The sequence below is a fragment of the Streptomyces sp. NPDC057950 genome (assembly GCF_042887295.1).
GTDB lineage: Bacteria > Actinomycetota > Actinomycetes > Streptomycetales > Streptomycetaceae > Streptomyces > Streptomyces kaempferi.
This window is the reverse complement of sequence record NZ_JBHVPP010000025.1, coordinates 55513-82002: the sequence shown is the minus strand read 5'-3', so window position 1 is coordinate 82002 and position 26490 is coordinate 55513. Positions and strand designations below refer to the sequence as shown.

General features: G+C 71.2%; 15 protein-coding genes and 1 tRNA gene. 1 reads left to right on the top strand and 15 read right to left on the bottom strand.

The window, feature by feature from the left end:
- Positions 1 to 147 precede the first annotated feature (147 nt).
- The 3 genes from ACFVTC_RS34565 to ACFVTC_RS34555 form a co-directional block, all read right to left on the bottom strand.
- Positions 148 to 3786: a BTAD domain-containing putative transcriptional regulator gene (locus tag ACFVTC_RS34565; RefSeq protein WP_390132418.1), complete on the bottom strand. Its 3639-nt coding sequence runs from the start codon at positions 3784 to 3786 to the stop codon at positions 148 to 150.
- Between the two features lie 300 nt (positions 3787 to 4086).
- Positions 4087 to 5001, bottom strand: coding sequence for a glycosyltransferase family 2 protein (locus ACFVTC_RS34560; RefSeq protein ID WP_390132524.1), 915 nt, complete (start codon positions 4999 to 5001; stop codon positions 4087 to 4089).
- Between the two features lie 281 nt (positions 5002 to 5282).
- Complete coding sequence (locus tag ACFVTC_RS34555) at positions 5283 to 5579, bottom strand: hypothetical protein (RefSeq protein WP_390132417.1); 297 nt, start codon at positions 5577 to 5579, stop codon at positions 5283 to 5285.
- Between the two features lie 349 nt (positions 5580 to 5928).
- Between ACFVTC_RS34555 and ACFVTC_RS34550 the strand changes: the two genes are divergently transcribed.
- The gene (locus ACFVTC_RS34550; protein ID WP_390132416.1) at positions 5929 to 6387 is read left to right on the top strand and encodes a MarR family winged helix-turn-helix transcriptional regulator; all 459 of its coding nucleotides are present in this window, start codon (positions 5929 to 5931) and stop codon (positions 6385 to 6387) included.
- Positions 6388 to 7004: 617 nt separating this feature from the next.
- Here the strand turns inward: ACFVTC_RS34550 and ACFVTC_RS34545 are convergent.
- From ACFVTC_RS34545 to bldG, 12 genes are all read right to left on the bottom strand, one after another.
- Positions 7005 to 8885: a hypothetical protein gene (locus tag ACFVTC_RS34545; protein WP_390132415.1), complete on the bottom strand. Its 1881-nt coding sequence runs from the start codon at positions 8883 to 8885 to the stop codon at positions 7005 to 7007.
- A 587-nt stretch (positions 8886 to 9472) separates the two neighbouring features.
- Positions 9473 to 9546 (bottom strand) — tRNA-Thr (locus ACFVTC_RS34540).
- 107 nt (positions 9547 to 9653) lie between these two features.
- On the bottom strand, positions 9654 to 11237 hold the full coding sequence (locus ACFVTC_RS34535; protein ID WP_390132414.1) for an alpha/beta hydrolase: 1584 nt from the start codon (positions 11235 to 11237) through the stop codon (positions 9654 to 9656).
- Positions 11238 to 11435: 198 nt separating this feature from the next.
- Positions 11436 to 12641, bottom strand: coding sequence for a DNA polymerase III subunit delta' (locus ACFVTC_RS34530; protein WP_390132413.1), 1206 nt, complete (start codon positions 12639 to 12641; stop codon positions 11436 to 11438).
- 154 nt (positions 12642 to 12795) lie between these two features.
- On the bottom strand, positions 12796 to 16218 hold the full coding sequence (gene tmk / locus ACFVTC_RS34525; protein WP_390132412.1) for a dTMP kinase: 3423 nt from the start codon (positions 16216 to 16218) through the stop codon (positions 12796 to 12798).
- A gap of 114 nt (positions 16219 to 16332) precedes the next feature.
- Positions 16333 to 19146 (bottom strand): type I DNA topoisomerase, encoded by a 2814-nt coding sequence (gene topA, locus ACFVTC_RS34520; protein WP_390132411.1) that lies wholly within the window; start codon positions 19144 to 19146, stop codon positions 16333 to 16335.
- A gap of 236 nt (positions 19147 to 19382) precedes the next feature.
- Complete coding sequence (locus tag ACFVTC_RS34515) at positions 19383 to 19580, bottom strand: hypothetical protein (protein WP_168529291.1); 198 nt, start codon at positions 19578 to 19580, stop codon at positions 19383 to 19385.
- Between the two features lie 664 nt (positions 19581 to 20244).
- Entirely contained in the window at positions 20245 to 21765 is a 1521-nt protein-coding gene (locus ACFVTC_RS34510; protein ID WP_390132410.1) for a methyltransferase, read from the bottom strand.
- Positions 21766 to 22004: 239 nt separating this feature from the next.
- Positions 22005 to 22595, bottom strand: coding sequence for a small secreted protein (locus ACFVTC_RS34505; protein WP_390132409.1), 591 nt, complete (start codon positions 22593 to 22595; stop codon positions 22005 to 22007).
- Between the two features lie 205 nt (positions 22596 to 22800).
- Entirely contained in the window at positions 22801 to 25206 is a 2406-nt protein-coding gene (locus ACFVTC_RS34500; RefSeq protein ID WP_390132408.1) for a sodium-translocating pyrophosphatase, read from the bottom strand.
- A gap of 322 nt (positions 25207 to 25528) precedes the next feature.
- On the bottom strand, positions 25529 to 25966 hold the full coding sequence (locus ACFVTC_RS34495; RefSeq protein ID WP_390132407.1) for an ATP-binding protein: 438 nt from the start codon (positions 25964 to 25966) through the stop codon (positions 25529 to 25531).
- Between the two features lie 114 nt (positions 25967 to 26080).
- Positions 26081 to 26422, bottom strand: a complete 342-nt coding sequence (gene bldG / locus ACFVTC_RS34490; protein ID WP_003975386.1) for an anti-sigma factor antagonist BldG — start codon at positions 26420 to 26422, stop codon at positions 26081 to 26083.
- Positions 26423 to 26490 lie beyond the last annotated feature (68 nt).

Genomic DNA, 26490 nt, shown 5'->3' with positions numbered 1-26490 from the left:
CCACACGGACGCCAAGCAGCTACGCCTCGTTGCCACACGGACGCCAAACACCCACGCCTCATCGCCACACGGACGCGAAGCAGCTACGCCTCGTTGCCACACGGACGCCAAACACCCACGCCTCATCGCCACACGGACGCCAAGCAGCTACGCCTCGTGGAGCAGCTCCCGCAGCTCGCCCACCACCGAGGTGTCCCTGCCGTCCAGCGCCTCCAGCGCCGCCCTCCACTGTACGTACGCCCCCTCGACGTCCCCCCGGGTGCGCAGCAGCAGCCCGCGCTGGTGCCGGGCCAAACCGCCGGTGAACTGGTCGGCGCGCCGATCGGCACGGCACAGCAGCAGCTCGCACTCCAGCGCGGCCCGCTCGCAGTGCCCCACCCCGCGCAGCGCGCGCACCAGCCCGAGCCGGGTCTGTGACTCCCCGTGCCAGTCGTCGTGTCCGCCGAGGATGCGCAGGCTCTCCTCGAAGTGCGGTACGGCGGCGGCCGGTTCCCCGAGGGTGAGGTGCGCGTAGCCGATGTTGCAGTGCGCGGAGTGCCTGATGATCACGTCGTCCATCACGTCGCCGATCGCGAGGCTGCGCTTGTGGTGGTCGATGGCGGCGCGGGCGTCGGTGTGCTCGTACAGGTTGCCGAGGTGGCTGTAGGTGATGGCCTCCGTGTGCGGGTCACCCAGCTCCCGGGAGAGTTCGAGGCTCAGCAGCAGCGCCTCGCTGGACTCCTCGTACCGTCCGAGCCCCTCCAGGAGCATGCCGCGGTTGTTCAGACCTCGCCGCACCCACGACAGCACCCCGAGCCGCCGCCAGATCGCCAGCGCCTCGTCGTTCAGTGTGAGCGCCTCGCCCGCCCGCCCCGTCATGAAGTGCAGCCCCGCGAGGTCCCCGAGGGCGTACGCCTGCGCGGCCTCGTCCCCTAGCCGCCTCGCCGCGCCCAGCGCCGTCCGCAGCAGCACCTCCGACTCCGCGACCCGGCCACCGCGCTGGAGGTAGGGGTTGAGCAGCCGCACCAGCACCGGAACGTACGCGGACACCTCCGCGTACCGCTCCACCAGTGTCATCACGTTCTCCAGCTCCAGATCGCCCCAGGCGAAGGCGTCCTTGGCGCAGCGGAACGGGGGTGTGGCGGCAGCGTCCTCCACGTGCGCGGCCGGCTGCGCCGCCGTCGGCCGGCTGCGGTCCGCGCGGTCGAGCCCCGCCTCGACGATCACTTCGAGCGAGCGGGCGGCGACTCCGGCGTACCAGCGCAGGGCACGCTCGGAGACGCAGGGGCCCGTGGTCACCCCGTGCGTCTTGGCGGCTTCCGCACCGGTCACACCGGTCACACCGGTCACACCGGCTGCTCCGGCCGCTCCGTCGGGTGCCTCGGTCGAGTCGGGTACGGTCCCCGTCGCCGTCGCCGTCGCTGTCTCCGTCGCCCCTGTTGCCTCTCTCGTTCCCGTTACTCCCGTCGCTCCAGTCGCTCCAGCCGTCGCTGTCGTTGCTGTCGTTGTTGTCGTTCCCGCGATCTCCCGGGCGAAGTCGCGGACGAGGTCGTGGGGTGCGTACCGGGCGTACGCCGTCTCCTCGAGGAGGGCGACGTCGACGAGGCGGTCGAGCGCGGCCTCGGCGCGGTGCTCGGCGATCCCGGAGAGCCGGGCGAGCAGGGGCGCACCGTACACGGGCAGGTCGAGCGCCCCGATGCTGCACAGTGCGCGCGCCGCGTCACGGTCGGCCTCGCGGTCCGAGGCGCGCAGCGCGTCATGGGCCACGGCGAGGGACCTGCGGACGCTCAGGTCGTCGTACTCCAGATGACGCAACCGGCTTTCCGTGTCGGTCAGTTGACCGGCCAGTGCGTCCGGGGTGAGCGCGCGGCGTGCGGCGAGGCGGGCGGCGACGACGCGCAGGGCGAGCGGGAGCCGACCCGTGAGTTCGACGAGCGGGTGCCCGCCGTCGAGGCCGTCGCGGCGTCCGGAGACCGCGCGCAGCAGCGCCGCGCTGTCCTCGTCCGACAACGGGGCGAGCGGGAAACGGTGTGCGCCGTCCAGCGCGGTGAGCGGCGACCGGCTGGTCACGATCACCGCGCACCCGGCGCCGGCCGGCAGCAGCGGCCGCACCTGGGCGGCGTGCGCGGCGTCGTCCAGCACCATCAGAGTGCGCGTCGGGGCCAGCGTCGACCGGAGCAACGCAGCTGCCGCGTCCGGGAGTTCGGGGACCCGACGTGGCTCGACGCCCAGGTCGCGCAGCAGTGCCGCGAGCGCCTGGCCGGACGTGAGCGGGGTCATTCCGGGAGTGGCCCCGTGCAGGTTGACGTACAGCTGGCCGTCGGGGAAACGTTCCCGTAGCCCATGGGCCACGTGCAGTGCCAGCGCGCTCTTGCCGACCCCGGCCATACCGCTGATGACGGCCACGGCCGGAACGGGCAGGCGCAGCCGCCGGTCCGTGTCCAGGACCAGGCCGAGTTCGTCGCGCACGTCGCCGCGGCCGGTGAAGTGGGCGGGGGGCGCGGGGAGTTGTGCGGGTCGGAGTGGGGGCGGCTGCGCCGATACGGCTGATACGTCCGGTGCGCCTGTGTCGGTACGAAGGTCCTGACCGGCGTCACCGGTCCCGTCCGCTCCGACGGGACCGCCCGCCCTGCTCGGTCCGCCCGCCCTGGTCGGTCCGCTCGTTCTCCTTGGCCGGCCCGATCCGCCTGCCCCGCCTGACACACCCGCCCCGCCTGTTGCCGCTGTTCCGGCTGATCCGCCGGGCCCCCGGTCCCGCAGGATCTCCAGATGCGCCTCGCGCACCGCGGGGCCGGGCTCGACCCCGAGCTCCTCGACCAGACGGGCCCGCAGGTCGCGGTGGACGGCCAGGGCCTCCGCCTGGCGACCGGTGCGGTGCAGCACGAGCATCAGCAGCCGGTGGAAGGCCTCCCGCAAGGGGTGCTCTGCGACGAGGGCGGCCAACTCAGGTGCGAGAACGGCGAGTCGGGCATGCCCAGAGGCGCCCACGTCCGGAGAGTTCGCGGAACTCCCGTAACCGTCCACGCCCGAAGAGTTCGCGGAACTCCCGTAACCGTCCACGCCCGAAGAGTTCGCGGAACTCCCGTAACCGTCCACGCCCGCAGCGCTCCTGACGTCCCCGGAACCGTCAGCGCCCGCAGCGCTCCTGGCCTCCACGGAACCGTCAGCCCCCAGGTAACCCGTGGGGTTCCCGGAGCCAGGCGTCCCCCGGGCACCCGCCGCATTCCCCGAAGTCCCGGCCGCTCCCCCGCCCCTGCCCCCGCCACTTCCGGCGATCGGCCCCGCGATCCACAACTCGGCCTCGTAGCGCCACTCCAGAAGCAGCAGCCGGGCCTCCTCCAGCCGCTGGACGAGGGCATGACCGCCGAGCTCGGGCCGGACTCCGCCGAGCGGGGTGCCGCGCCACAGCGCGAGCGCCGCCAGGGCCTCCCGCAGCGCCCCTGCGCCGTCCCGCCCGGCATGCGCGGCACGCGCGGCCGTGACGTGGGACTCGAAGACACGGACGTCCAACTCACCCTCGCCGACCCGCAGGAGATACCCCGGCGGCACCGCCCGCAGCCGCTCCGGATCGTCGAGGAGCCTGCGCAGCCGGGTGACGTGGTTCTGCAGTGAGGCCTGCGCGGACGCGGGCGGCGCCCCGCCCCACAGCGCGTCCTTGAGCGCGTCGACCGAGACGACCCGGCCCGGCTCCAGCAGCAGCGCCACCAGCAGCGCACGCATCTTGCCGCTGCCGATCGACCGGGCCTCACCGCCGGCGCCGTACAGGACTGGTGGACCCAGCAGCCCGAACCGCAGCCCGTACCGCATAGCCCGCCCACTGCCTTCCCACGCGACCGTCCGGCCGTGCCCCTGGCGACTTCGCACCGGCCGTCCCCCGGTTCCGGCGGAACCGTTGGCCGGTTCCCGAGGGAACCGTTGGCCACATGTTAGCGATCCGTTGGCGCGGGCTGATGGGATCAGGGCATCGGATCTGGCCCGACGGTGCGCGCGTTTGACGCGTAACTCGGGGGAGTGTCGCCGCCGTGGCCGGATCCGGGGACAGAGAGGGCCCCGGTCGTCGGAGGTGAACGACCGGGGCCTTCGTCCTTCCCGGAGCCCACCGGACCGTCAGATGACGGGCGGGCGTCCGAGCCGCGTGAGCCGCCACACCGTCCGCCACCGCATCGGCTGCCGCCGGCCGCCGGACTCGCGCAGGCCTTCCGCGAAACCGCCGAACCAGGCCCGTAGTCCGCCGAGCGAACGGGTCCGCAGGAGCGTGAGCAGCACCCAGATCCCCAGGTGCACGGGGATGAGCGCGAGGGGCAGCCGACGGCGGGTGAGCCAGACGCGGTTGCGGGCGGTGACCCGGTAGTAGATGGCGTGCCGGGCGGGCGAGGTCTTCGGGTGCTGGAGCAGCAGCTCGGGCTCGTACAGCACGGTCCACCCGGCGTCGATGGCACGCCAGGCCATGTCGGTCTCCTCGTGGGCGAAGAAGAACTCGGCGGGCCAGTCACCGATCTCGGCGATCATGGGCATCGACAGGGCGTGCCCACCGCCGAGGAACCCGGTGACCGGACCGCCCCGCATCGGGTCCTTCGCCCCGACCCGGGGCACGTGCCGGCGCTGGGTCTCGCCGTTCTCGTCGGCGATCCGGAAGCCGACGATGCCGAGGCGCGGGTCGGCGGCGTAGAGGTCGCGGACCTTGCGCAGCACGTCCGCGTCGACCAGCAGTCCGTCGTCGTCGAGTTCGACCACGACGTCCACGTCCCCGAACTCCGCGAGCCTCGCGAGGCCCACGTTCCGTCCGCCCGGGCAGCCGAGGTTCTCGTCCACCTCGATGGTGGTCACGTCGCCGGGCAGTCCGAGCCGCTCGGCGAAGTCGGGCAGCGGACACCCGTTCCCCACGATCACGATGCGGGCGGGCGCGACATCCTGCTTGGCCACCGAGGTGAGCAGCGCGTCGACCTCGACAGGCCGATTGCCCATCGTCACGACGGCAACGGCGATCCGCGGACCCTCCGGCACGACACCACTCCATCCCAGGCCGACAACACTGCCCGCGATGCTAACCGTTCACCGGGCGTATCCCTCAGGTACGCCGTCTTTCCTTGTCACGTATGCGGTTCCTCACGCCGTACGCGGGTCCCCGCGCCGTACGCGCCTCGGTCCCGACCGCCGGCCGCACCCGCCGCCCGGCCCAGGTCAGGGCTCTCCCCGGCCGGTCGGCCGCGCGGTCAGGGGCGAACCTACCCGGCACGGGGGCCACGGCACGGGAGCACGCCCGGAGCCCCGCCGACTCTCACCGGACGCACACACGCGCGTCCTCAGGCGACGTACGCGCCCCGCACCTCGAGGCGCTCGGCGACGGGCGGGGCGGCCAGCCAGTCCCCGAGGGCCGCCTGGAACTCGCGGAACTCCCGGATCCCGGGAAGCGGATTCTCGATTCCGTCCGCGATCTCCAGTTCCGCGAGGTAGGTGACTCCGTCGGGCAGCCGGTACGAGGCGTACCGCACGCCCTTGGGCCGCGCGCCCTCGATCGCGGTGAACATCTTCCGCAGGGCCGCTTCGAGCTCGTCGACACACTCGGGCTTCACCGTGGCACGCACCATCAGAACGGTCATGTCGCCATCTCCTTCTCGTCCCTCGTCATACCTGTCATACCTGTCACACCTGTCACACCACCACCGGGTCACCTGGGCGGCGCCACTTTCTTGACGCACCCCGGGGTGGATGTGTGACGGGCGCCGGCATCTTCGGGAGCTCACCGCGCCGTCCGCCGCGACGGCCGGATCGCGCGAATCGCCGCGGGATCGCCGTGGGCCGCCCATGCGCCGTCATGGGCCGCCGTTCCCGGCATGGGGAGATGTGCACGGTACATGTCGAGTGTATGATGCACATATGGGTGGTATATCTAGCCGCAGGCAGTTCCCCTGACAGGGGAAGCGAGCCGGGAACTGAAGGATGCCTCGCGTGGACAAGCCACTTGATCTGCTGGAATTCGAGACCATGCTGCTCGGGCGGCACATGCACATGCTCAACCCGCGGGCGCGTGGGGCCGGCGAGGAGCGGCTGGACCGCAGTGCGTACGTCCTGCTCAGCCGCATCCAGGCGCAGGGGCCGATGTCGATCGGCGAGTTCAGCGAGGCTTTCGGCCTGGACGCCTCGACCCTCAACCGGCAGACCGCCGCGATGGTGCGGGCCGGGGTCGTCGAGCGGACGCCCGACCCCGAGGGCGGGATGGCCCGCAAGTTCGCCATCACCGCCGAGGGCGAACGCCGTCTGGACATCCACCGGACCGAGAACCTGGAGGGTCTGGAGAAGGTCATGGTCGACTGGACCGCCGAGGACGTGGCCGAGTTCGCCGCCTACCTCAGCCGCTTCAACCGCGACATCGAGCGACTCGACGGACGCCCCTGGCCGCGCGGCTGACCATGCCGACGGCCACGTCCTCCGATCGGCACCCTCGGCGAACCATCGCCCGTGATCCCTCTCGCGCCCCCGGCGACCAACGAGCGGGAGCACACCGCCCTGCCCCTCCAGGAACCCGGCCCCACCGTCACCACGCCAAGAGACGCGGCCACACCCGAAAGACCCGGTGACGCCGCCGCGCTCATCCCCTCAACGGGCGGGCGCCTGCGCATGACACGGCGGGCCCGCTCTGCGGCCACCCGGATGCCACCGACCACCTGGGGACGCGTTGTCGGCCGTGGCCACCAGGACACAACGGGCCACACCCGCCTGCGAATCGGCCGTCCCCCGCTCCTTCCCGGACGCGGCAGGGTCGAGTAGGAAGACGCCCCTCGATCTGAGTAGCGCGACGGATCTCCCGCCGGAAGGCGGTTGCTTCGATAGAGCCATGAACGAAACGACTATGTGCCGTCAGAACCAGCGCATCGAGCGGGACCGGACGCCGCGGCACCACACGATCCGCGCATCCCGGCCATCGTCCGAAAACCTCTGGACCGGGGCAATCACGCATCCGTAAAGGCGAAGGACGCCCCGGAGTCCCCGGGGCGCCCTTCGTGGTGCTCGTGACTCGGCGCCGGTCAGCGCACGTCCACGTAGTCGTGGTAGCTCTCGGCGTCCACGTAGGAGCCGGACGCGAGATAGACCCCGACCCAGGTGCCGTCCTGCTTCGCGGTGAAGCGGGCGGTGAAGTGGCCGTGCGAGTCGGCCTTGACGGAGCCGAGCCCCGTCCAGGACTTCTTGCCCTTCGCCTGGAAGACGATGTAGACGCGCTGCTTGCCGAACGCCACCCACTTCGTGCCGCTCAGTCGCTGCAAGGTGCCGGTGGCGGTCACGGTGTGGCCCTTGCGCACCGGCTCGGGACCGGCGTTGAAGCCGGTGATCCGGGTGGCGGTGCGGTTGAAGTGCACGGAGTTGGAGTAGCCGGACTGGTAGTCCGACGACCCCGTCGAGTACAGCCGCCAGTAGCCCTTCGGCACCGCCACGTGCCCGTCGAGGTCGAAGGTGCCGTTGGACTTCGCGGTGAACCAGCCGAGCGACTTCCAGCCGGTCTTGCCGTCGGCCGATTGCTGGAGGTACAGCTTCCGGTTCGGCGGCACCTTGCCGTTGCTGGCGCTCATGCTGCCCTGGATGTGCAGGTTGGAGTACTCGTCGATCCAGCTCGAACAGAAGCAGATGTTCGTCCGGTTGATGACGTCGACCTTGAACTGCGCCTGCGAGGCAGTCAGATACGGGTCGGCCAGGTAGCTGTCCCGGGTCGTCTCGACGGTGTACGTGCCGTCGTCGTACGGGATGTACGGGTCGGTGAGGGTGAAGCGCCCGCCGACACCGCTGGTCGCCGTGGCGTAGTAGCCCATGTCGAGTGCGACGCCCTTGGCCGGGCGCCAGGTGCCGTTGTACAGGTACTCCACGACACCGGACGAGGACGCCTTGGCGCCGAACTTGATCTGCACGCTGGAGTGGTCCAGCCGAATCCGGCTCGGGCTGACCACGACCGGCAGGGTCTTCGTGTCGACGAGCACATAGGTGTTCGTGCCGTCGGGGTTGGCGATCCAGAAGGAGAGGGAGACCGGCACGGACGTGTCGTTCTCGCCGTTCAACTTCGGTGCCACGTCGATCGCGTAGCTGCCGTCGGCGGCGGTGACGGCGCTGTAGGCGTACTCGGCCACGACGCTCAGCGACTTGCCTGCCAGCGGCGCGGTGTCGCCGGTGATCGGGTCGAAGAGCGAGATGCGACCGCTGAGCGTGACGTGCGTGTGCTCCACGTCCAGTACGGCGGGGCTGATGCTGCGGTCGGCGAAGACCGGCTTCGGCTCGACGTCCACGGTGGTGGCATGTGCGGCCGAGGCGGTGTCGCCATCGCTGTCCTGGGCGCTGACCGTCACGTCGTAGCCGCCGTACGACGGCAGTTGCGACATTCGGGGCGAGCGCCAGACGCCGTCCTGCGCCGTGCCGGAGACGAGCGTGAAGCCGGTGACCGTGACGGTCACCGGGTTCGCGCCGCGCACCTCGGTCAGATCGGCGGACACCTCGGTGATCGCCGAATCGGAGGAGACGGCGACCGTCACGAACCCGGCGTCGGAAGGGTCGGAACCGACGTTGCCGAACACCGGGGCGCCGGTGCCGTCGGCGAGCGTGCCGCCGCTCGGATCGGACGTCGGGTCGGACGTCGGGTCGCCGGAGGGCTGGTCGGACGGGGTCGGATCGGTGGGAGTCGGGGTGTCCGACGGTTCGCCGATGGGCGGGTCGGTCGGGTTCGGAGTGTCCGAAGGAGTTCCCGACGGGGCGCTGGTGGGCGTATCCGCCGTGGCCGGATCGGCCGTCGGGTTCGCGGTCGCGGTGGCCGCCGGGTCCTGCCCGGACGTGCCGTCGTCGGCCGCGTACGCCAGCGCAGGCGCGGCGAGGAGCGCGGCGCCCAGCGCGGCGGACACGGCCGCCGACACCAAAGAGCGTGTTCTCACTGCTGGATTCCCCCCACGGGAATGGCGCGGCCCCGCTGCCCCGGGTGTCTCCGGAGGCCGGCCGCGCGCTTTTGTGCGGTTGCTGTGAACATCACGCAACGCACGGACTCTAGCGGTTGCCCCCGGTAGGAGCGCGAGCGGGTTTATTGGACCCGTAGGAGACCTCAACCGCCCCTGCCCCTCGCGCTGTTCGGATGTCGTCCGGAGCGATCCGACGGTGTCGGGCACCCTCGATGACATCCGCTCGCGTCCGGTCGGGCGGTGCGTCCGATACGTGGTCGGGATCGTCCTCGATCCGGACGAGTGCCTGCCCTGACACGGGCGCAGGCGCAGGCGCAGGCCCATCACGATCCGGCATGGCAGCTGTGCGGCCGGTCAGGGGTCCGGTCGTCGGTCAGGATCACGACAAGGTGAGGCCGGGGGTAGGTGCCCGGCTCTTGGGCGAAGCCCACGCGCGGATCTGTACCGCAGGCTCCCGTCAGACCTCAGCCCTGAGGTCCCGTCGGTCAGTGGTTCGGACCGGAAGCCGCTCGAGAAAAAGCAAAAGCCCCAGGTCACGGCGAGTGAGAATCCTGGGGCTTCTACAGAGCCGCCTTCGGGATTCGAACCCGAGACCTACGCATTACGAGTGCGTTGCTCTGGCCATCTGAGCTAAGGCGGCGCGCTGTCCGCACTATGGTGCGATCAGCAACGTCGGTAAGTCTACACAGTTTCCGAGAGTGCTCCGTACACGCCCCGGAGGGCCCGGATCCGGGGCGTGTGGGAGGGCTATGAGCAGCGCTTTCCCTTGGGCGGAGGGGTGCCGTCGAGGAGGTAGCGGTTGATCGCGGTGTCGATGCAGGCGCTGCCGCGACCGTAGGCGGTGTGGCCGTCGCCGACGTAGGTCAGGAGCGTGGCGGAGGAGAGCTGTCGGGCGAGGGACTCGGCCCAGGCGTAGGGGGTGGCCGGGTCCCGGGTGGTGCCGACCACCAGGATCGGGCCGGCGCCCTTCGCCTCGATGCGGTGGGGCTCCCCCGTCGGTTTCACGGGCCAGTACGCGCAGTTCAGGGAGGCCCAGGCCAGGCCCTCACCGAAGACGGGGGACGCCTTCTCGAAGGCGGGGAGGCTTTTCTCCAGCTGGTCGGGGGTGGAGAAGGCGGCGGGGAGGTCGAGGCAGTTCACGGCCGCGTTGGCGTACATCAGGTTCGTGTAGTGGCCCTTGGGGTCACGCTCGTAATAGCTGTCGGAGAGGGCGAGCAAGCCCGCCCCGTCCTTGTCCTTCATCGCCGAGCTGAGCGCCTCGCGCAGCTGGGGCCAGGCCGCCTCGTCGTACATGGCCGCGATCACGCCCGTCGTCGCGAGCGACTCGGTGAGCTGGCGGCGGTCCGCGTCGCCCGTCGGGATCGGGTCCGAGTCGAGCTTCTTGAAGAAGGCGCTGAGGTTCTTGCCCACCTGGTCCGGGCTGGTCCCCCGGCCGCCCAGTGGGCAGCCGCTGTGGCGCACGCAGTCCTTCGCGAAGGACTGGAAGGCCGTCTCGAAGCCCGCCGTCTGGTCCTCGTTGAGCTTGCGGGCGGTGATCGAGGGGTCCAGCGCGCCGTCCAGGACCATACGGCCCACCCGCTGCGGGTACAGGCCCGCGTACGTCGCTCCCAGGAACGTCCCGTACGACGCTCCCACGTAGTTCAGCTTCTGGTCGCCCAGAACCGCACGCAGGATGTCCATGTCACGGGCCGCCTCGACCGTGGAGACATGACGCAGCACCTTGGGCGAATGCCGGGCGCACCCCTCGGCGAACTTCTTGTAGGCGTCGACCAGTTCGGCCGTCTCCCTCGTGTTGTCGGGAGTCATGTCCGTCTTCGTGAACGCGTCCATCTCCGGGCCGCTGAGGCATTCGACCGGCTCGCTGCGGGCCACTCCGCGCGGGTCGACCGCGACCATGTCGTAACGGGCACGGACCTGCGCCGGGTAGCCGAGCCCCGCGTACGCCTGCAGGTATCCGACCGCCGAGCCGCCCGGACCACCCGGGTTGACCAGCAGCGAGCCGATCCGCTTCCCCGGCCCCGTGGCCTTCTTGCGGGCCACGGCCAGTTTGATGGCGCCCGAGGCGGCGTCGTCGTAGTCGAGCGGCACCTTCATCGTGGTGCATTCGAAGCCGGGCGCACCGCAGGAGCGCCAGGCCGGCTTCTGCTCGTAGTACGACGTCAGCGTCGCGGGCGTGGTGCGGGGCAGTGGGGTCAGCACCGCCTGCGCCGACGTCGGCGCCGACGCCGTCGTGGTGAAACTCTCCGTGGAGCAGGCGGAGACGAGCAGCGTCGTGGCGGCCAGCAGCATGCCGCCCCTGCGGAGGGGCCTGAGGATGCGCCTGAAGTACATTCCGCGAGCGTAACCTCGCGCGATCGATTGATCACCTTCAGTGGCATACGCGCCTCGTACGAGTGACATCGTCAACCTCGCACACCCCGGGCCCCAAGGACCCCCGTCAGCCCGCGCGCCACGTCCCGACGAGACCCTCGGCCTGTACGCCACGTCCCGACGACGCCGTCAGCCCACCCCGTATCCCAGACGGTCGCGTCAGCCCGCGCGCAGCGCCATCGTCATCGCCTCCACCGCCAGCAGCGGTGCCACATTGCGGTCCAGGGCCTCGCGGCACGCGGCGATGGCGTCGATCCGCCGCAGGGTCGCCTCCGGCGAGCCGCCGCGGGCCAGTCTCTCCAGCACATCCCCGGAAGCCGCGTTGGCGATGGCCAGGCGGGAGCCGAGCTGGAGGGCGAGGACGTCGCGGTAGAAACCCGTGAGGTCGATGAGCGCGAGGTCCAGACTGTCGCGCTGGGTGCGCGTCCTGCGGCGCTTCTGCCGGTCCTCCAGCTCCTTCATGACGCCCGCGGTGCCGCGCGGCATACGGCCGCCCTGCGCCGCGCCCAGGGCGGTCTTCAGCTCCTCGGTCTCCTTCACGTCGACCTCCTCGGCGAGCTGCTTGGCGTCCTCCGACGCGGTGTCGACCAGCTCCTGGGCAGCCCTGAGGCAACTCCCGACGTCGTCGACCCGGAGCGGGAGCTTGAGGACGGCAGCCCGGCGCTCACGGGCACGCGGATCCGTGGCGAGGCGCCGGGCCCGCCCGATGTGCCCCTGTGTCGCGCTCGCCGCGGCCGCGGCGACATCGGGGTCGACGCCGTCACGCCGTACGAGGATGTCGGCGACCGCTTCCACCGATGGCGTACGCAGGGTCAGCAGGCGGCAGCGGGAGCGGATGGTGGGCAGGACGTCCTCGATGGAGGGCGCGCACAGCAGCCAGACCGTACGCGGCGCCGGCTCCTCGACGGCCTTCAGCAGCACATTGCCCGCACCCTCCGTCAGCCGGTCCGCGTCCTCCAGGACGATGACCTGCCAGCGGCCGACGGCGGGTGACAGCTGGGCGCGGCGGACCAGGTCACGGGTCTCCTTCACACCGATGGAGAGGAGGTCGGTGCGGACGATCTGTACGTCGGCGTGCGTCCCGATCAGGCTGGTGTGACAGCCGTCGCAGAAGCCGCAGCCGGGGACTCCGCCCAGGGCGCGGTCGGGGCTCACGCACTGGAGCGCCGCGGCGAAGGCGCGCGCCGCGGTGGAACGGCCCGAGCCGGGCGGGCCGGTGAACAGCCACGCGTGGGTCATCCTGGACGCCTCGGGGGGCGGGGCGGCCCCGGCGACGGCCGTGACCAGGGCGTCCGCGTCCCGCGCGGCGGCGGCGAGCTGCTCGCTCACCTTGTCCTGGCCCACCAGGTCGTCCCATACGGGCACGGGGCACCGCCCTTTCGTCGCACTTTGCCTTGCCGCGTCCATTGTGCGGGTCGCCACTGACAACGGGCCCCGGGGTCACGAGGACCGCACCCGGCGGTCACCCCACCCCGCCCCCGCGCCGGTGACCGCCCGGACAGCGGCCAGGGCCCTGGATTCAGCGACGGTTCCCGCCGCGCCCCTCAGGCCCCTCGCGCCCGTCACGCCCGCCGCGCCCCTCGTCCGCTTCGTCGTCGTCCCGCGGGCCCAGCAGCTCGTCCGCGAGGGTCGGGAGGTCGTCGAGCGGTGTCTCCTCGGCCCAGTCGGGACGCGGGCGGCGGCGGGGCGTGCCCGAGGCGTCCACCTGGGGCAGCTCGCGGGTACGGTCCACCCCGTCGTCGGACCGCCGCGCCGCCTGGCGCTCGTCCCGGAAGTAGCCCGGGGGCACCCGGTCCGCCGGGTCCCCGGACGAATCGCTCCCGCTGCCCCTGCCGGTGCCCCTGTCCCTGCCCGAGTCACTGTCCGACTCCGAGTCCCTGTCCCGTACGGGAGGCAGGACGGCCGTCTCGTCGGCCGCGCGGGGTGCCACCGGCGGCAGGACCGCCGTCTCGTCCGCGGCTCCCCCGACCGGCGGCAGGACCGTCGTCCGCTCCGCGGTGTCCTCCGGCACGGGCGGCTTCGGCAGCTTGGCCGTCTCCTCGGAGTCGGACCGGGAACCGCGGTCGCCCCTGTCCCGTACCGGCGACAGCACCGCGGTGTCGTCCACCGCGCCACCTGACGCGTGCGGGGGCTCGACGACCGGCGTGGGCACGGTCGTCTCGTTGTCGGACTCGGTGCCGGTGGCGGTACCGGTACCGGTGCCGGCCCGAGCGGAAGCCTGCGACGAGGCCGGGATCGGGGTCCTCTCCGGAGCGGAGGCCGATGGGGCGGCGGATGCCGAAGCCCCGGCGGACGGAGCGGTTCCGGTGGAAGGCGAGGACGCCGCGGCGCTCGCGGCGGCCGCGGCCGCCGCCGAAGCGGCCGCCGTCTCCGCCGCGGCACGCCGTGCCCGCTCCGCGCGCAGCAGCGCCTCCTCGGCCTTGCGCTGCTTCTCCAGACGCCGGGTCTCCGCCTCGGCGCGCAGCCGGGCCTCCTCCTCGGCCTGCTTGCGCAGCCGTTCCTGCTCGGCCGCCCTGACCTTCTCCTCGGCCAGCAGACGGGCCCGCTCCTCCTCGGCCCGGCGGCGGGCGTCCTCGGCACGCTGCCGGGCCTCCTCCGCCTGCCGCTCCGCCTCGCGACGCTGGGCCTCCTCCAGCTCGCGCTGCTTGCGTTCCTCTTCCTCCGCGCGCAGCCGGGCGAGCTGTTCCTGGCGCTCGCGCTCCTGGCGCTCCTCCTCGGCCTTGCGGGCGGCCTCTTCCTCCGCCTTGCGCCGGACCTCCTCCTCGGCCGCCTTGCGCGCCTCCTCCTGGGCCTTCACCTCGGCCTCGGAGAGGGGCAGCATCACGTCGAGGCGGTGCCGGACGACGGTGGTGACCGCCTCGGGCTCCTGCGCGGCGTCGACGACCAGATAGCGGCCGGGATCGGCCGCGGCCAGCGTCAGGAAACCGGACCGCACGCGCGTGTGGAACTCGACGGGCTCCGACTCCAGCCGGTCCGGCGCCTCCGTGAACCGCTCGCGCGCCGCCTCCGGGGAGACGTCGAGCAGCACCGTGAGGTGCGGCACCAGGCCGTTGGTCGCCCACCGGTTGATGCGGGCGATCTCGGTGGGCGACAGGTCGCGGCCGGCGCCCTGGTAGGCCACCGAGGAGTCGATGTAGCGGTCGGAGATGACGACGGCACCGCGCTCCAGCGCGGGCCGCACCACGGTGTCCACGTGCTCCGCGCGGTCGGCGGCGTACAGCAGGGCCTCCGCGCGGTGCGACAGACCAGCCGACGACACGTCCAGCAGGATCGACCGCAGCCGCTTGCCGACCGGTGTGGCACCGGGCTCGCGGGTCACCACGACCTCGTGGCCCTTGGCCCGGATCCACTCGGCGAGCGCCTCGGCCTGGGTCGACTTCCCGGCCCCGTCACCGCCCTCCAGCGCGATGAAGAACCCGTTCCCGGCGGGCGTCGGCAGCGGGTCGTCGCCGCCGCGCAGGGCGTCCAGCAGGTCGTGGCGCAGCGGCACGCCCGCGCGGTCGTCGACCTTGGCGAGCACCAGGGCGGCGACGGGCAGCAGCAGGGCGCCCACCAGCATCAGGGTGAAGGCGGCGCCGCCGTGCGCGAACACGAACTTGCCGTTCTCCAGGCGGTGCGGTCCGATCGCGGCCGCCACCAGGGGTCCCAGCAGGGCGCCGAGCGCCACGGAGATCCGTACGACCGCGTGCAGGTGTTCGGTGGTGCGCGGCCGCCGGTACTCCTCGGTCTCCTGGTCGAGCAGCGCGTGCCCGGTGTTCGCGGCGACACCCGCGCCGACGCCGGCGAGGGCGACGATCAGCAGCACGGTGGTGACGTCCGGGACGAGTCCGGCGGCCAGCAGGGCGATACCGGTGAAGGCGATCGCGAGGGAGAGCAGCCGGCGGCGGGACAGCGAAGGCAGCACCTTGGCGGCGGTGCGGATACCGACGACGACACCGCCGGTCAGCGCCAGCACCAGCAGCCCGTACGTGACCGGTCCGCCGCCCAGGTCCTTGGCCTGCAGCACGGAGACCGCGACGGAGGCCGCGATCGCCGCGGCGACGGCCGCGCAGGCGAGCACCAGGAGCGGGATCACGCCGGTACGGCCCTTGTCGACACCGGTGCCCGTCTTGGGGCGGCGCAGGCCCTCCAGGGGCGAGCGGGCGCGGGGGGTGCGGGTGTCGGGCAGTTCGAGGAACGTGAGCACGGAGAGCGAGGCGGCGAACAGCCCGGCGGCGACGTACGAGGCGAGCGCCCCCTGGTGCTGGTCGAACCAGGCGATCCCGGCACCCAGCAGATTGTTGACGAGGGACGCCACGACGAGCGCCGCGGCCGCGACCGGCACCGCCACGAACGCGGTACGCAGGGACAGGCGCCGCAGCGCGTCCATGTGGTCCGGCAGCGGGCGCACCGTGGCGCCCTCCAGGGGCGGTGCCGGCAGCAGCGCGGGGGCCGCGCCCTCCCGGCTCACCGTCCAGAAGCGCTCGGCCACGCCGGTCACGAACGCGACGACCAGGAGGACGGCGAGGGCGTCGTCCGGTGTCCAGTCGATCCACAGGGGCGCGACGATCAGCAGCAGGGCACGCAGGCCGTCGGCGCCGACCATGGTCCAGCGCCTGTCGAGCGGGCCGTCGTTCGACGTCAGCGAGGTGAGCGGGCCCAGCAGGACCGCTCCGAAGAGCAGCGTCGCGAGCACGCGCGCCGCGAAGACCGCGGACACCGCGAGGGCCACGCCGCGGTAGCCGCCGCCGAAGGAGCCCTCGGCGACCGCCGCCTGGAGGACGAGAACGACCAGCACAAGCAGGGCCAGGGCGTCGGCGACACTCCCCACGAGGTGGGCGCCCCACAGGCGTTTCAGCTGCGGCTGGCGCAGCAGCGCGCGCACGGCGCGCTCGCGCGAATCCGCGACCAGGGCGTCGTCGGGGGCCGGAGTGTGGGCCGTAGGCTGCTCGGCTCGCGTCATTCTGCAAGCCTATCGGGACCCACTGACTGTCCGGAGGGGTGCCCGAACATGTGGACGCCCCCACACCGGAAGGTACGGGGGCGTCCACATCTGCCGGGCGGTACCGGCCCGGCCTCAGCTCTCGGAAGCGGCCGTCTTCTTGGCGGCGGTCTTCTTGGCGGGCGCCTTCTTGGCGGCCGTCTTCGACGTCGTCGTCTTCTTCGCGGCGGCCTTCTTGGCAGGGGCCTTCTTGGTGGCCGTCTTCTTGGCGGCGGCCTTCTTCGCGGTCTTCTTGGCCGGGGCCTTGGCGCGCTTCTCGGCGAGCAGCTCGAAGCCGCGCTCCGGAGTGATGTCCTCGACGCTGTCCCCGGACCGCAGGGTCGCGTTGGTCTCGCCGTCGGTCACGTACGGCCCGAAACGGCCGTCCTTGACCACGACGGGCTTCGCGCTGACCGGGTCCTCGCCCAGTTCCTTCAGCGGCGGCTTGGCGGCCGCACGGCCACGCTGCTTGGGCTGGGCGTAGATCTCCAGCGACTCTTCGAGCGTGATGCTGAAGAGCTGGTCCTCGGTCTGGAGGGAGCGCGAGTCCGTGCCCTTCTTCAGGTACGGCCCGTAGCGCCCGTTCTGCGCGGTGATCTCCACGCCCTCCGCGTCCTTGCCGACGACGCGCGGCAGGGACATCAGTTTGAGGGCGTCCTGAAGGGTCACCGTGTCCAGCGACATGGACTTGAAGAGGGACGCGGTACGCGGCTTGACGGCGTTCTTGCCCGTCTTCGGGGTGCCCTCGGGGAGCACCTCGGTGACGTACGGGCCGTAGCGGCCGTCCCGCGCGATGATCTGGTGGCCCGACTCCGGGTCGTTGCCGAGTTCGAAGTCGCCGCTGGGCTTGGCGAGCAGCTCCTCCGCCAGCTCGACGGAGAGTTCGTCCGGGGCCATGTCCTCGGGCACGTCCGCGCGCTGGTGGTTCTCGGAGTCCTTCTCACCGCGCTCGACGTAGGGGCCGTAGCGGCCGACGCGGAGCACGATGCCGTCGCCGACGGGGAAGGACGACACCTCGCGGGCGTCGATGGCGCCCAGGTCGGTGACGAGCTCCTTGAGGCCGCCCAGGTGGTCGCCGTCGCCGTTCCCGGCCTCGGCGGCACCGGTGGCCTCGCCCTCACCGAAGTAGAAGCGCCGGAGCCACGGCACGGCGCGCGCCTCGCCCCGCGCGATGCGGTCGAGGTCGTCCTCCATCTTGGCCGTGAAGTCGTAGTCGACGAGCCGCCCGAAGTGCTTCTCCAGGAGGTTGACCACGGCGAAGCTCAGGAAGGACGGCACCAGGGCCGTGCCCTTCTTGAAGACGTAGCCGCGGTCGAGGATCGTGCCGATGATCGACGCGTACGTCGACGGGCGGCCGATCTCGCGCTCTTCGAGCTCCTTGACCAGCGAGGCCTCGGTGTAGCGGGCCGGGGGCTTGGTGGAGTGCCCGTCGACCGTGAGTTCCTCGGCGGACAGCGGGTCGCCCTCACCCACCTGGGGGAGGCGGCGCTCGCGGTCGTCGAGTTCGGCGTTCGGGTCGTCCGCGCCCTCGACGTATGCCTTCAGGAAGCCGTGGAAGGTGATCGTCTTGCCGGACGCGCTGAACTCGGCGTCGCGGCCGTCGGCGGCGGCGCCGGCGATCTTCACCGTGACGGAGTTGCCGACCGCGTCCTTCATCTGGGAGGCGACGGTCCGCTTCCAGATCAGCTCGTACAGCTTGAACTGGTCGCCGGTCAGGCCCGTCTCGGCCGGGGTGCGGAAACGATCACCCGAGGGGCGGATCGCCTCGTGCGCCTCCTGCGCGTTCTTGACCTTTCCGGCGTACGTGCGCGGCTGGGCCGGCAGGTAGTCGGCGCCGTACAGCTGCGTGACCTGGGTGCGGGCGGCGGTGATCGCCGTCTCCGAGAGGGTCGTGGAGTCCGTACGCATGTACGTGATGAAGCCGTTCTCATACAGCTTCTGGGCCACCTGCATGGTGGCCTTCGCGCCGAAGCCGAGCTTGCGCGAGGCCTCCTGCTGGAGCGTCGTCGTGCGGAACGGCGCGTACGGCGAACGGCGGTAGGGCTTGGACTCGACCGAGCGGACCGAGAAGTCGGTGTTCTCCAGGGCGGCGGCGAGCGCGCGGGCGTTCGCCTCGTCCAGGTGGAGCGTGTTCGCGCCCTTGATCTGGCCGAGCGAGTCGAAGTCGCGGCCCTGGGCGACACGCTTGCCGTCGACCGCGGTGAGACGGGCGACCAGGGAGGACGGGTCGGAGGCGTCCCCACGGCGGCCGGTACCGAAGGTGCCGGTCAGGTCCCAGTACTCGGCGGACCGGAAGGCGATGCGCTCGCGCTCCCGCTCGACGACGAGACGGGTCGCCACGGACTGGACACGGCCCGCCGACAGGCGGGGCATGACCTTCTTCCACAGGACCGGTGAGACCTCGTAGCCGTAGAGGCGGTCCAGGATGCGGCGGGTCTCCTGCGCGTCGACCATGCGCTGGTTGAGCTCGCGCGGATTGGCGACGGCGCTGCGGATCGCGTCCTTGGTGATCTCGTGGAAGACCATCCGGTGGACGGGGACCTTGGGCTTCAGGACCTCCAGGAGGTGCCACGCGATGGCCTCGCCCTCGCGGTCCTCATCGGTGGCGAGGAAGAGTTCGTCGGAGTCCTTCAGCAGGTCCTTGAGCTTCTTGACCTGGGCCTTCTTGTCAGCGTTGACCACGTAGATCGGCTGGAAGTCGTGCTCGACGTCCACACCGAGGCGGCGTACCTCGCCGGTGTACTCCTCCGGCACCTCCGCCGCGCCGTTGGGGAGGTCGCGGATGTGCCCGACGCTCGCTTCGACGACATAGCCGGGGCCGAGATAGCCCTTGATCGTCTTCGCCTTGGCAGGCGACTCGACGATGACGAGTCGGCGGCCGCCGTGTGCGGTGTCGCTGGTCGGGGACAACTTCGCTCTTCTCTCCGGTCGACGCAGGGGGGCTCCCCAGGCCTGGGTCCCGGGGGTCGGGTCGTGCTGACGCTGCGGAGTGTGACGGTACATCCCGCCCCCGTGTCAAACGGGAAAAGCCCGCAACGGCCACTCGAACGGTAACCCGACTACCGCCATTCCTGCCGCCCGGAGTACGCAGCTGCCCTTTCGGCCCTGACCGGAGCGTGACCCCCCGGTTACCGGGGTCGCGGCTCTCACACGCGCGTGAAACACCACATCCCGAGTGCCAGCGCACCCGCTCCGGCGACGCTCGCGACCGTCGCCGATGCGACGCGGTTCACACCGACGGCGATGGGCTCGCCCTGCCGCAGCCGCACCACCGTCCACGCCAGCAGCGCGCCTCCGAACAGGGCGAACACCGTGCCCACGAAGATCGCCGGTCCACTTTCCATCGATATGCCCTTCCACCCCGAGTCCTAGGGTCGGGACGTTGCCACGCCCTGGAAGCGACTGTGCGAACCTGCGGTGAACGCGGGGCGGACGGCATCCCATCGGCGGGCCCGGACGGCTCGGACCGCGCACCGCGCGGGTGCCCTCCGGGGCGTCCTCGGGTGGCTGGAGCGATCCGCCGGGGCGCGGGACTGTGGTGAATTCGTCGTTCGCCGCTCCCGGCGCTCACCCTCACCGACCGGCTCACCCCCGCCTCCCGGCCTGTCGCGGGTCCTGGGACACCGGCCCCGGTCGGCGAGCGGCACATCCGCGCGCGGATCACCCCGAACGTCCGACACAGGACGCATGTTGGCCGAATTCGCATCCCGGCCAAGGCCAGGCCCCCGGTGAGGGGTCCATACGGGTGACCCGGGGGAACGTCCTGGCGGGTGACCCGGGAGAAGGTTCTGACGGGTGACCCAGGAGGGAGGTCCCGACGGGTGACCCGGTAGGGATCCCGACACGGTGGCCGGCGGAGCTCCCGATGCCCGAGGGAGCATCGGTGCCCGACGGAGCATCCGGTGCCCGACGGAGCATCCGGTGCCTGACGGAGCTTCCGGGTGCGCGACGGAGCATCCGGTGCCCGGCGGAGCGCGTGTCGCCGGCCGCCGGGAGGCGCGCCCCTCGTCACTCCGCGGGCTCGAGGAACCCCTGTTCCACCAGCAGCCGGATCTGGCCGGGCGTCCGGTCGCGCAGCAACACCGGGTCCTCACCGACCAGTTGGGCGATGGCGTCGAGAATCCGCCCGGCGCTCAGCGTGCCGTCGCACACGCCCGCGAAGCCCGCGCCGACCGTGTCCACCTTGGTGGCCCGCCGCATCCCGCGGTTCTGGCGCAGCACCACGTGCTCCGGGTCCTCGGCGCCGGGCAGCCCGACCTGCTCCTGGACCACCTCGGCGGTGAGCCTGAAGTGCCCGGCGAGCAGCGCCGCGTCGTCGCTGGCCCGCAGGAAGTCGACACGGGCGAAGTGCGCGCGCACGGTGTCGCCGAGCGGCTGTTCGACGGGGTGCGGCCACTCCTCGACGGTGATCGAGGGCTCGGCGGCCGCCGTTCTGCGCAGGGTGATCCACCCGAAGCCGACCGCCTTGACCTTGCGCGCCTCGAACTCGTCCAGCCATGCGTCGTACCGTGCCTGGTACTCGGCCGGGTCGGAGCGGTGGTCACCCGCGTCGCGCAGCCACAACTCCGCGTACTGCGTGATGTCCTGGACCTCGCGCTGCACGATCCACGCGTCACAGCCACGCGGCACCCAGGAGCGCAGCCGGTCCTGCCAGTCCTCGCCCTCCACGTGCTGCCAGTTGGCCAGGAACTGGGCGTATCCCCCTTCGTTCAGCCGGTCCCCCGCCTGCTGAACGAGCGTGCGGCACAGATCGTCCCCGCTCATCCCGCCGTCGCGGTAGGTGAGCCGGGCGTCGGGCGAGATCACGAAGGGCGGGTTGGAGACGATCAGGTCGTACGTCTCGTCGTCCGCGACCGGCTCGAAGAGCGAGCCCTCGCGCAGATCGGCCGCCGGGGCACCGGACAGCGCCAGGGTGAGCGCGGTGATGTGCAGCGCGCGCGGGTTGAGGTCGGTCGCGGTCACGCGGGTGGCGTGCTGGGCCGCGTGCAGGGCCTGGATACCGGAGCCGGTGCCGAGGTCGAGCGCGGCGGCGACGGGCTCGCGGACCGTGATGCCGGCCAGGGTCGTGGACGCGCCGCCCACACCGAGGACGACGCCCTCCTCACGGCTTCCGATGCCGCCCGCGCCACCGACGGCGCACCCGAGGTCGGACACGATGAACCAGTCCTCGCCGGCCGGTCCCCCGTACGGCCGGACGTCCACCGTCGCGGTGAGCTCGTCCCCGCCCACCCGGGTCAGCCAGCCGCTCCGCAGGCAGTCCTCGACCGGCAGCACGTCCGCCACGCGCGCGTGCGGCACGGGCTGCTGCAGCAGGAACAGCCGGACGAGCGTCTCCAGGGGGGTGTCCCCGCGGGTCGCCCGGAGCGCGGGGACGGTCTCGCTGCGCGCCAGCGCCGCGTAGGCGGGTGCGCCGAGCAGGTCGAGCATTCCGTCGGCGGTGAACGAGGCGCCGAGCAGGGCGTCCCGCAGCCGAGCGGCGACGTCGACGCGGTCGGACGAGGGCAACGGTGGCAGGCTGGTGTGACTCACATCCCCCATTGTGTCCGCTCCCGCCGACCGGCACGCATTCCTGTGGACGACGGCACGTACTCCTGTGGACGGCCTCCGGTGGACAGGGGCGCGCACTCCTGTGGACAGCCTCCGGTGGACAGGGGCGCGCACTCCTGTGGACACCCATGCCGGGGACCCGGCACGCGGGCGTACCGGGTCCTGGTCCGGACGGTCGTCGGATCCTCGTCGGGGCGGGCGATCGCGCGCCCGCCCGCCGCTCAGCCCTGGGCCGCGGAGGGCGAGGACCCCGACTTGCAGCTCGCCTGCTTCGCCATCGCCTTGCCCACGTCGCCCTCCTCCAGCTTCTTCAGCGCGTCGTTGCCGCTCTGGCTCAGCTTGGTGAGCTGCGTCGCGATGCCCTTGAGGCCGTCCGCGAACTTCGCCTGGTCCTTCGTGTCGAGCCCGTCGACCTGCTTCTTGAGGGCGGCGTAGGACGCGGAGATGCCGTTGAGCTCCTTCACGGCGTCCGTCTTCTTCTTCTTGCCGTCGGTGACGTCGGGCGCGCCGGCGCCGTCGACGGCGGCGCCGATCGCCTTGTAGGCGTCGGACATGTCCTGGAAGGCCTGCGCGTCCGTCTTCCGGACGGCGTCCGGCGCGCTGTTGTCCGAGGTCTCCTTCTGGATCGCGGCGTTGGCGGCCTCGATCTTCTTGGCCTGCGGCTGCACCGCGTCACAGACCTGCTTGGCCCAGGAGTTCAGCTTGTCGTTGTTGCCGTCGTCGCTGCTGCATCCCGACAGCGCCAGTACCAGTACCGCACCGCCGGACAGTGCGGCCGTGAGCGTCTTGTTCACCGGATTGGTCCCTTCCATGGCTCTCGGCCCCGGAACATACACGCCATCCGAGCGACATCCGCGGGTCGTGCGACCGGTTCACCCCTTATTAGGGCCATTTGCACCAAGCGAGAGAAGGCTCACGGTGAGGGTGTGAACACACACAAGGCGGGCGGGCGGCGCATCAAAACGCACCGCCCGCCCGCCCGTTGGCCAGTACCTGACCGGATGGAGAACCCTGGAGCTACGAAACCACCGCCGCGTCCGGTGACTTGGAGACCCGTTCCGCGTCCTCCTCGTCGCCCACGGCGATCCCCCGCCGCTTCGAGATGTACACCGCGACCACGATCACGAGCAACGAGAGCACCGCGATCAGGAACCGCAGAGCGAGGTTCTTGTCGTCGCCGTACGAGAACCTGACGACCGCCGGCGCGATCAGCAGCGCCACCAGGTTCATCACCTTCAGAAGGGGGTTGATCGCCGGTCCCGCGGTGTCCTTGAAGGGGTCACCGACGGTGTCGCCGATCACCGTGGCGGCGTGCGCCTCGCTGCCCTTGCCACCGTGGTGACCGTCCTCCACGAGTTTCTTCGCGTTGTCCCACGCGCCGCCGGAGTTGGCGAGGAAGACGGCCATCAGGGTGCCGGTGCCGATCGCGCCCGCGAGATACGAGCCGAGCGCGCCGACACCGAGTGTGAAGCCGATGGCGATGGGCGCCAGGACGGCGAGCAGACCCGGGGTGGCCAGCTCCCGCAGGGCGTCCTTGGTGCAGATGTCGACGACCCGCCCGTATTCGGGTTTCTCCGTGTAGTCCATGATCCCGGGGTGCTCGCGGAACTGCCGCCGCACCTCGTAGACCACGGCCCCCGCGGAACGCGACACGGCGTTGATCGCGAGGCCCGAGAAGAGGAACACCACGGCCGCGCCGGCGATCAGCCCCACCAGGTTGTTGGGCTGGGAGATGTCCATCATCAGGTTCAACGGCGCGCCTGGCCCGGAGACCTTCTCGCCCACGTCGTTCGCGGCCGACAGGATCGCGTCCCGGTACGACCCGAAGAGCGCCGACGCGGCGAGGACGGCCGTGGCGATGGCGATGCCCTTGGTGATGGCCTTGGTGGTGTTGCCCACCGCGTCCAGGTCGGTGAGCACCTGAGCGCCCGCGCCCGTGACGTCGCCGGACATCTCCGCGATGCCCTGGGCGTTGTCGGAGACCGGGCCGAAGGTGTCCATGGCGACGATGACACCGACCGTGGTGAGCAGGCCGGTCCCGGCGAGCGCCACGGCGAAGAGCGCCAGCGTGATGGACGCGCCGCCGAGCAGGAAGGCCCCGTACACGCCGAGACCGATCAGCAGGGCGGTGTAGACGGCCGATTCGAGACCGATGGAGATACCGGCGAGGACGACGGTGGCCGCACCGGTGAGTGAGCTCTTGCCGATGTCCCTTACGGGACGGCGGGTGGTCTCGGTGAAGTAGCCGGTCAGCTGCTGGATCAGCGCGGCCAGCACGATGCCGATCGCGACGGCCACCAGCGCGAGGATCCGGGGATCGCCGCTCTTCGCCTTGATCGCCGCGTCCGTGACGCCGTCCAGGCCGGAGTACTTCCCCGGCAGGTAGACGAAGACGGCCACCGCGACCAGCACCAGGGAGATCACCGCGGAGACGAAGAAGCCGCGGTTGATCGCCGACATGCCGCTGCGGTCGGATCGGCGTGGTGCCACCGCGAAGATGCCGACCATGGCCGTGAGGACGCCGATCGCGGGCACGATCAGCGGGAAGGCGAGCCCGGAGTCGCCGAACGCCGCCTTGCCGAGGATCAGCGCGGCGACGAGCGTGACGGCGTACGACTCGAAGAGGTCCGCGGCCATACCGGCGCAGTCTCCGACGTTGTCGCCCACGTTGTCGGCGATGGTCGCGGCATTGCGCGGGTCGTCCTCCGGAATGCCCTGCTCGACCTTGCCGACCAGGTCGGCGCCGACGTCGGCGGCCTTGGTGAAGATGCCGCCGCCGACACGCATGAACATGGCGATCAGCGCGGCGCCGAGCCCGAATCCCTCCAGGACCTTCGGCGCGTCGGCCGCGTACACCAGCACCACACAGGAGGCGCCCAGCAGACCGAGCCCCACCGTGAACATGCCGACGACGCCGCCCGTACGGAATGCGATCTTCATGGCTTTGTGCGAGACGGCGGTGAGATCCTTTTCGGGTTCACCCGCCGCCGGGGTCGCTTCCCGTGCCGCGGCGGCCACGCGGACATTGCTCCGGACGGCGAGCCACATACCGATATATCCGGTGGTCGCCGAGAACACCGCGCCGATCAGGAAGAAGATCGATCTTCCGGCACGCTGATTCCAGTCGTCCGCGGGCAGCAGCATGAGCAGGAAGAACACCACGGCGGCGAATACCGCGAGGGTGCGCAACTGCCGCCCCAGGTAGGCGTTCGCGCCCTCCTGGACCGCTGCCGCGATCTTCTTCATGCTGTCGGTGCCCTCGCCGGCCGCGAGTACTTGTCGTACCAGGACCCCGGCGACCGCCAGGGCCGCCAGCGCGACGACGCCGATGACCATCACGATCATGCGGTTGTCGTCGGTCAGAACTGCGGCTGCGAAGGTTGTGGGATGGTCAAACTGCTGAGGGGTAGAAAGCCCCGCCATTCGTCCTCCTTGACGCTTGGGCTGAGCTCAAGATGTGGACGGATTGTAGGTACCGGAACCTGATCAAAACAGTACGCGGTAAACGGAATTTGCCTTCACATCCCCGTCAGCAAATGATCGACGGGCGTTCACAGAACCCAAAAGAGGTAATGCCCCAAAAGCGTTGACCCTTGATCAAATAATCACCCGAATGATCGTGAACTAATTCACGAAAGGCGCGCGCAGTCATCTCACCTGCCCGGGAGCAAGAAAAAGGGCCCTGCGAGGCAGGGCCCTTCGTGTGATGAGTGTGTCTTGTACGTGTCCTGCTACGAGGGGGACATCAGGGAACGAGCGTGACCGGCGGCGTGGTCGGCCAGCTCATCCTGATCAGTCCACCGTGCTCGTCGGCGCTGACCTCCACGTCGTCGACGAGGCCGCTGATGACCGCGAGGCCCATCTCGTCCTCCTCGGCGTCCGTGTCGGCATCACCGGGAGAGGATCCGGGCGCCGTCGCTCCGGGCACCGAACGCGGTGCCTCGTCGCCGACCTCGATGGAGAACTGCTTCTCCTCCTCGATCAGCGTCACCCGCACCGGCGCCGAGATACCGCCGCTCTGGTGCAGTCCGACGGCACGGGTGCAGGCCTCGCCCACGGCGAGTCTGACCTCGTCGAGGACGGCCTCGTCCACTCCGGCCCTGCGCGCCACCGCTGCCGCCACCAGTCGGGCGGTCCTGACGTGCTCGGGCAGCGCGCTGAAGCGGAGCTCAACGGTGGCCATGCATCCCCCTCAACTACGGGCGTGCTGTCAGGGGGCCGGGCCGCCGAGGCCCGGTCCCCCTCCATTGCTTCTACCGTCTCGGACGCCACGCTCCCGTGGCGCCCCGCGACGGGGTCAGTCGGTGGCCGCTACCGCTTCCTCGACCGAGGTGTGGATGGGGAACACCTTGGTGAGACCGGTGATACGGAAGATCTTCAGAATGCGCTCCTGGTTGCAGACCAGTCGCAGCGAGCCCTCATGGGCACGCACACGCTTCAGGCCGCCCACCAAAACGCCGAGCCCGGTGGAGTCGAGGAAGTCCACGCCCTCCATGTCGACGACAAGATGGAAACTGCCGTCGTTCACCAGCTCGACCAGCTGCTCACGCAGCTTGGGCGCGGTATATACATCGATTTCGCCACCGACCTCGACGACCGTACGATCGCCGACGGTACGGGTCGACAGGGACAGGTCCACGGATCCTCCAGCACCTTGCTATCGAGCGGTCGCCCCAAGGGACACCTCGGCAGAGCCCCCGGGACGGT

What these genes read in the sequence shown, in the direction of transcription:
- ACFVTC_RS34535 (WP_390132414.1), bottom strand. Translation starts at nt 11,237, where the DNA reads ATGTACTTCAGGCGCATCCTCAGGCCCCTCCGCAGGGGCGGCATGCTG.
- ACFVTC_RS34555 (WP_390132417.1), bottom strand. Translation starts at nt 5,579, where the DNA reads ATGACCGTTCTGATGGTGCGTGCCACGGTGAAGCCCGAGTGTGTCGAC.
- ACFVTC_RS34565 (WP_390132418.1), bottom strand. Translation starts at nt 3,786, where the DNA reads ATGCGGTACGGGCTGCGGTTCGGGCTGCTGGGTCCACCAGTCCTGTAC.
- ACFVTC_RS34505 (WP_390132409.1), bottom strand. Translation starts at nt 22,595, where the DNA reads ATGGAAGGGACCAATCCGGTGAACAAGACGCTCACGGCCGCACTGTCC.
- ACFVTC_RS34495 (WP_390132407.1), bottom strand. Translation starts at nt 25,966, where the DNA reads ATGGCCACCGTTGAGCTCCGCTTCAGCGCGCTGCCCGAGCACGTCAGG.
- ACFVTC_RS34515 (WP_168529291.1), bottom strand. Translation starts at nt 19,580, where the DNA reads ATGGAAAGTGGACCGGCGATCTTCGTGGGCACGGTGTTCGCCCTGTTC.
- ACFVTC_RS34500 (WP_390132408.1), bottom strand. Translation starts at nt 25,206, where the DNA reads ATGGCGGGGCTTTCTACCCCTCAGCAGTTTGACCATCCCACAACCTTC.
- tmk (WP_390132412.1), bottom strand. Translation starts at nt 16,218, where the DNA reads ATGACGCGAGCCGAGCAGCCTACGGCCCACACTCCGGCCCCCGACGAC.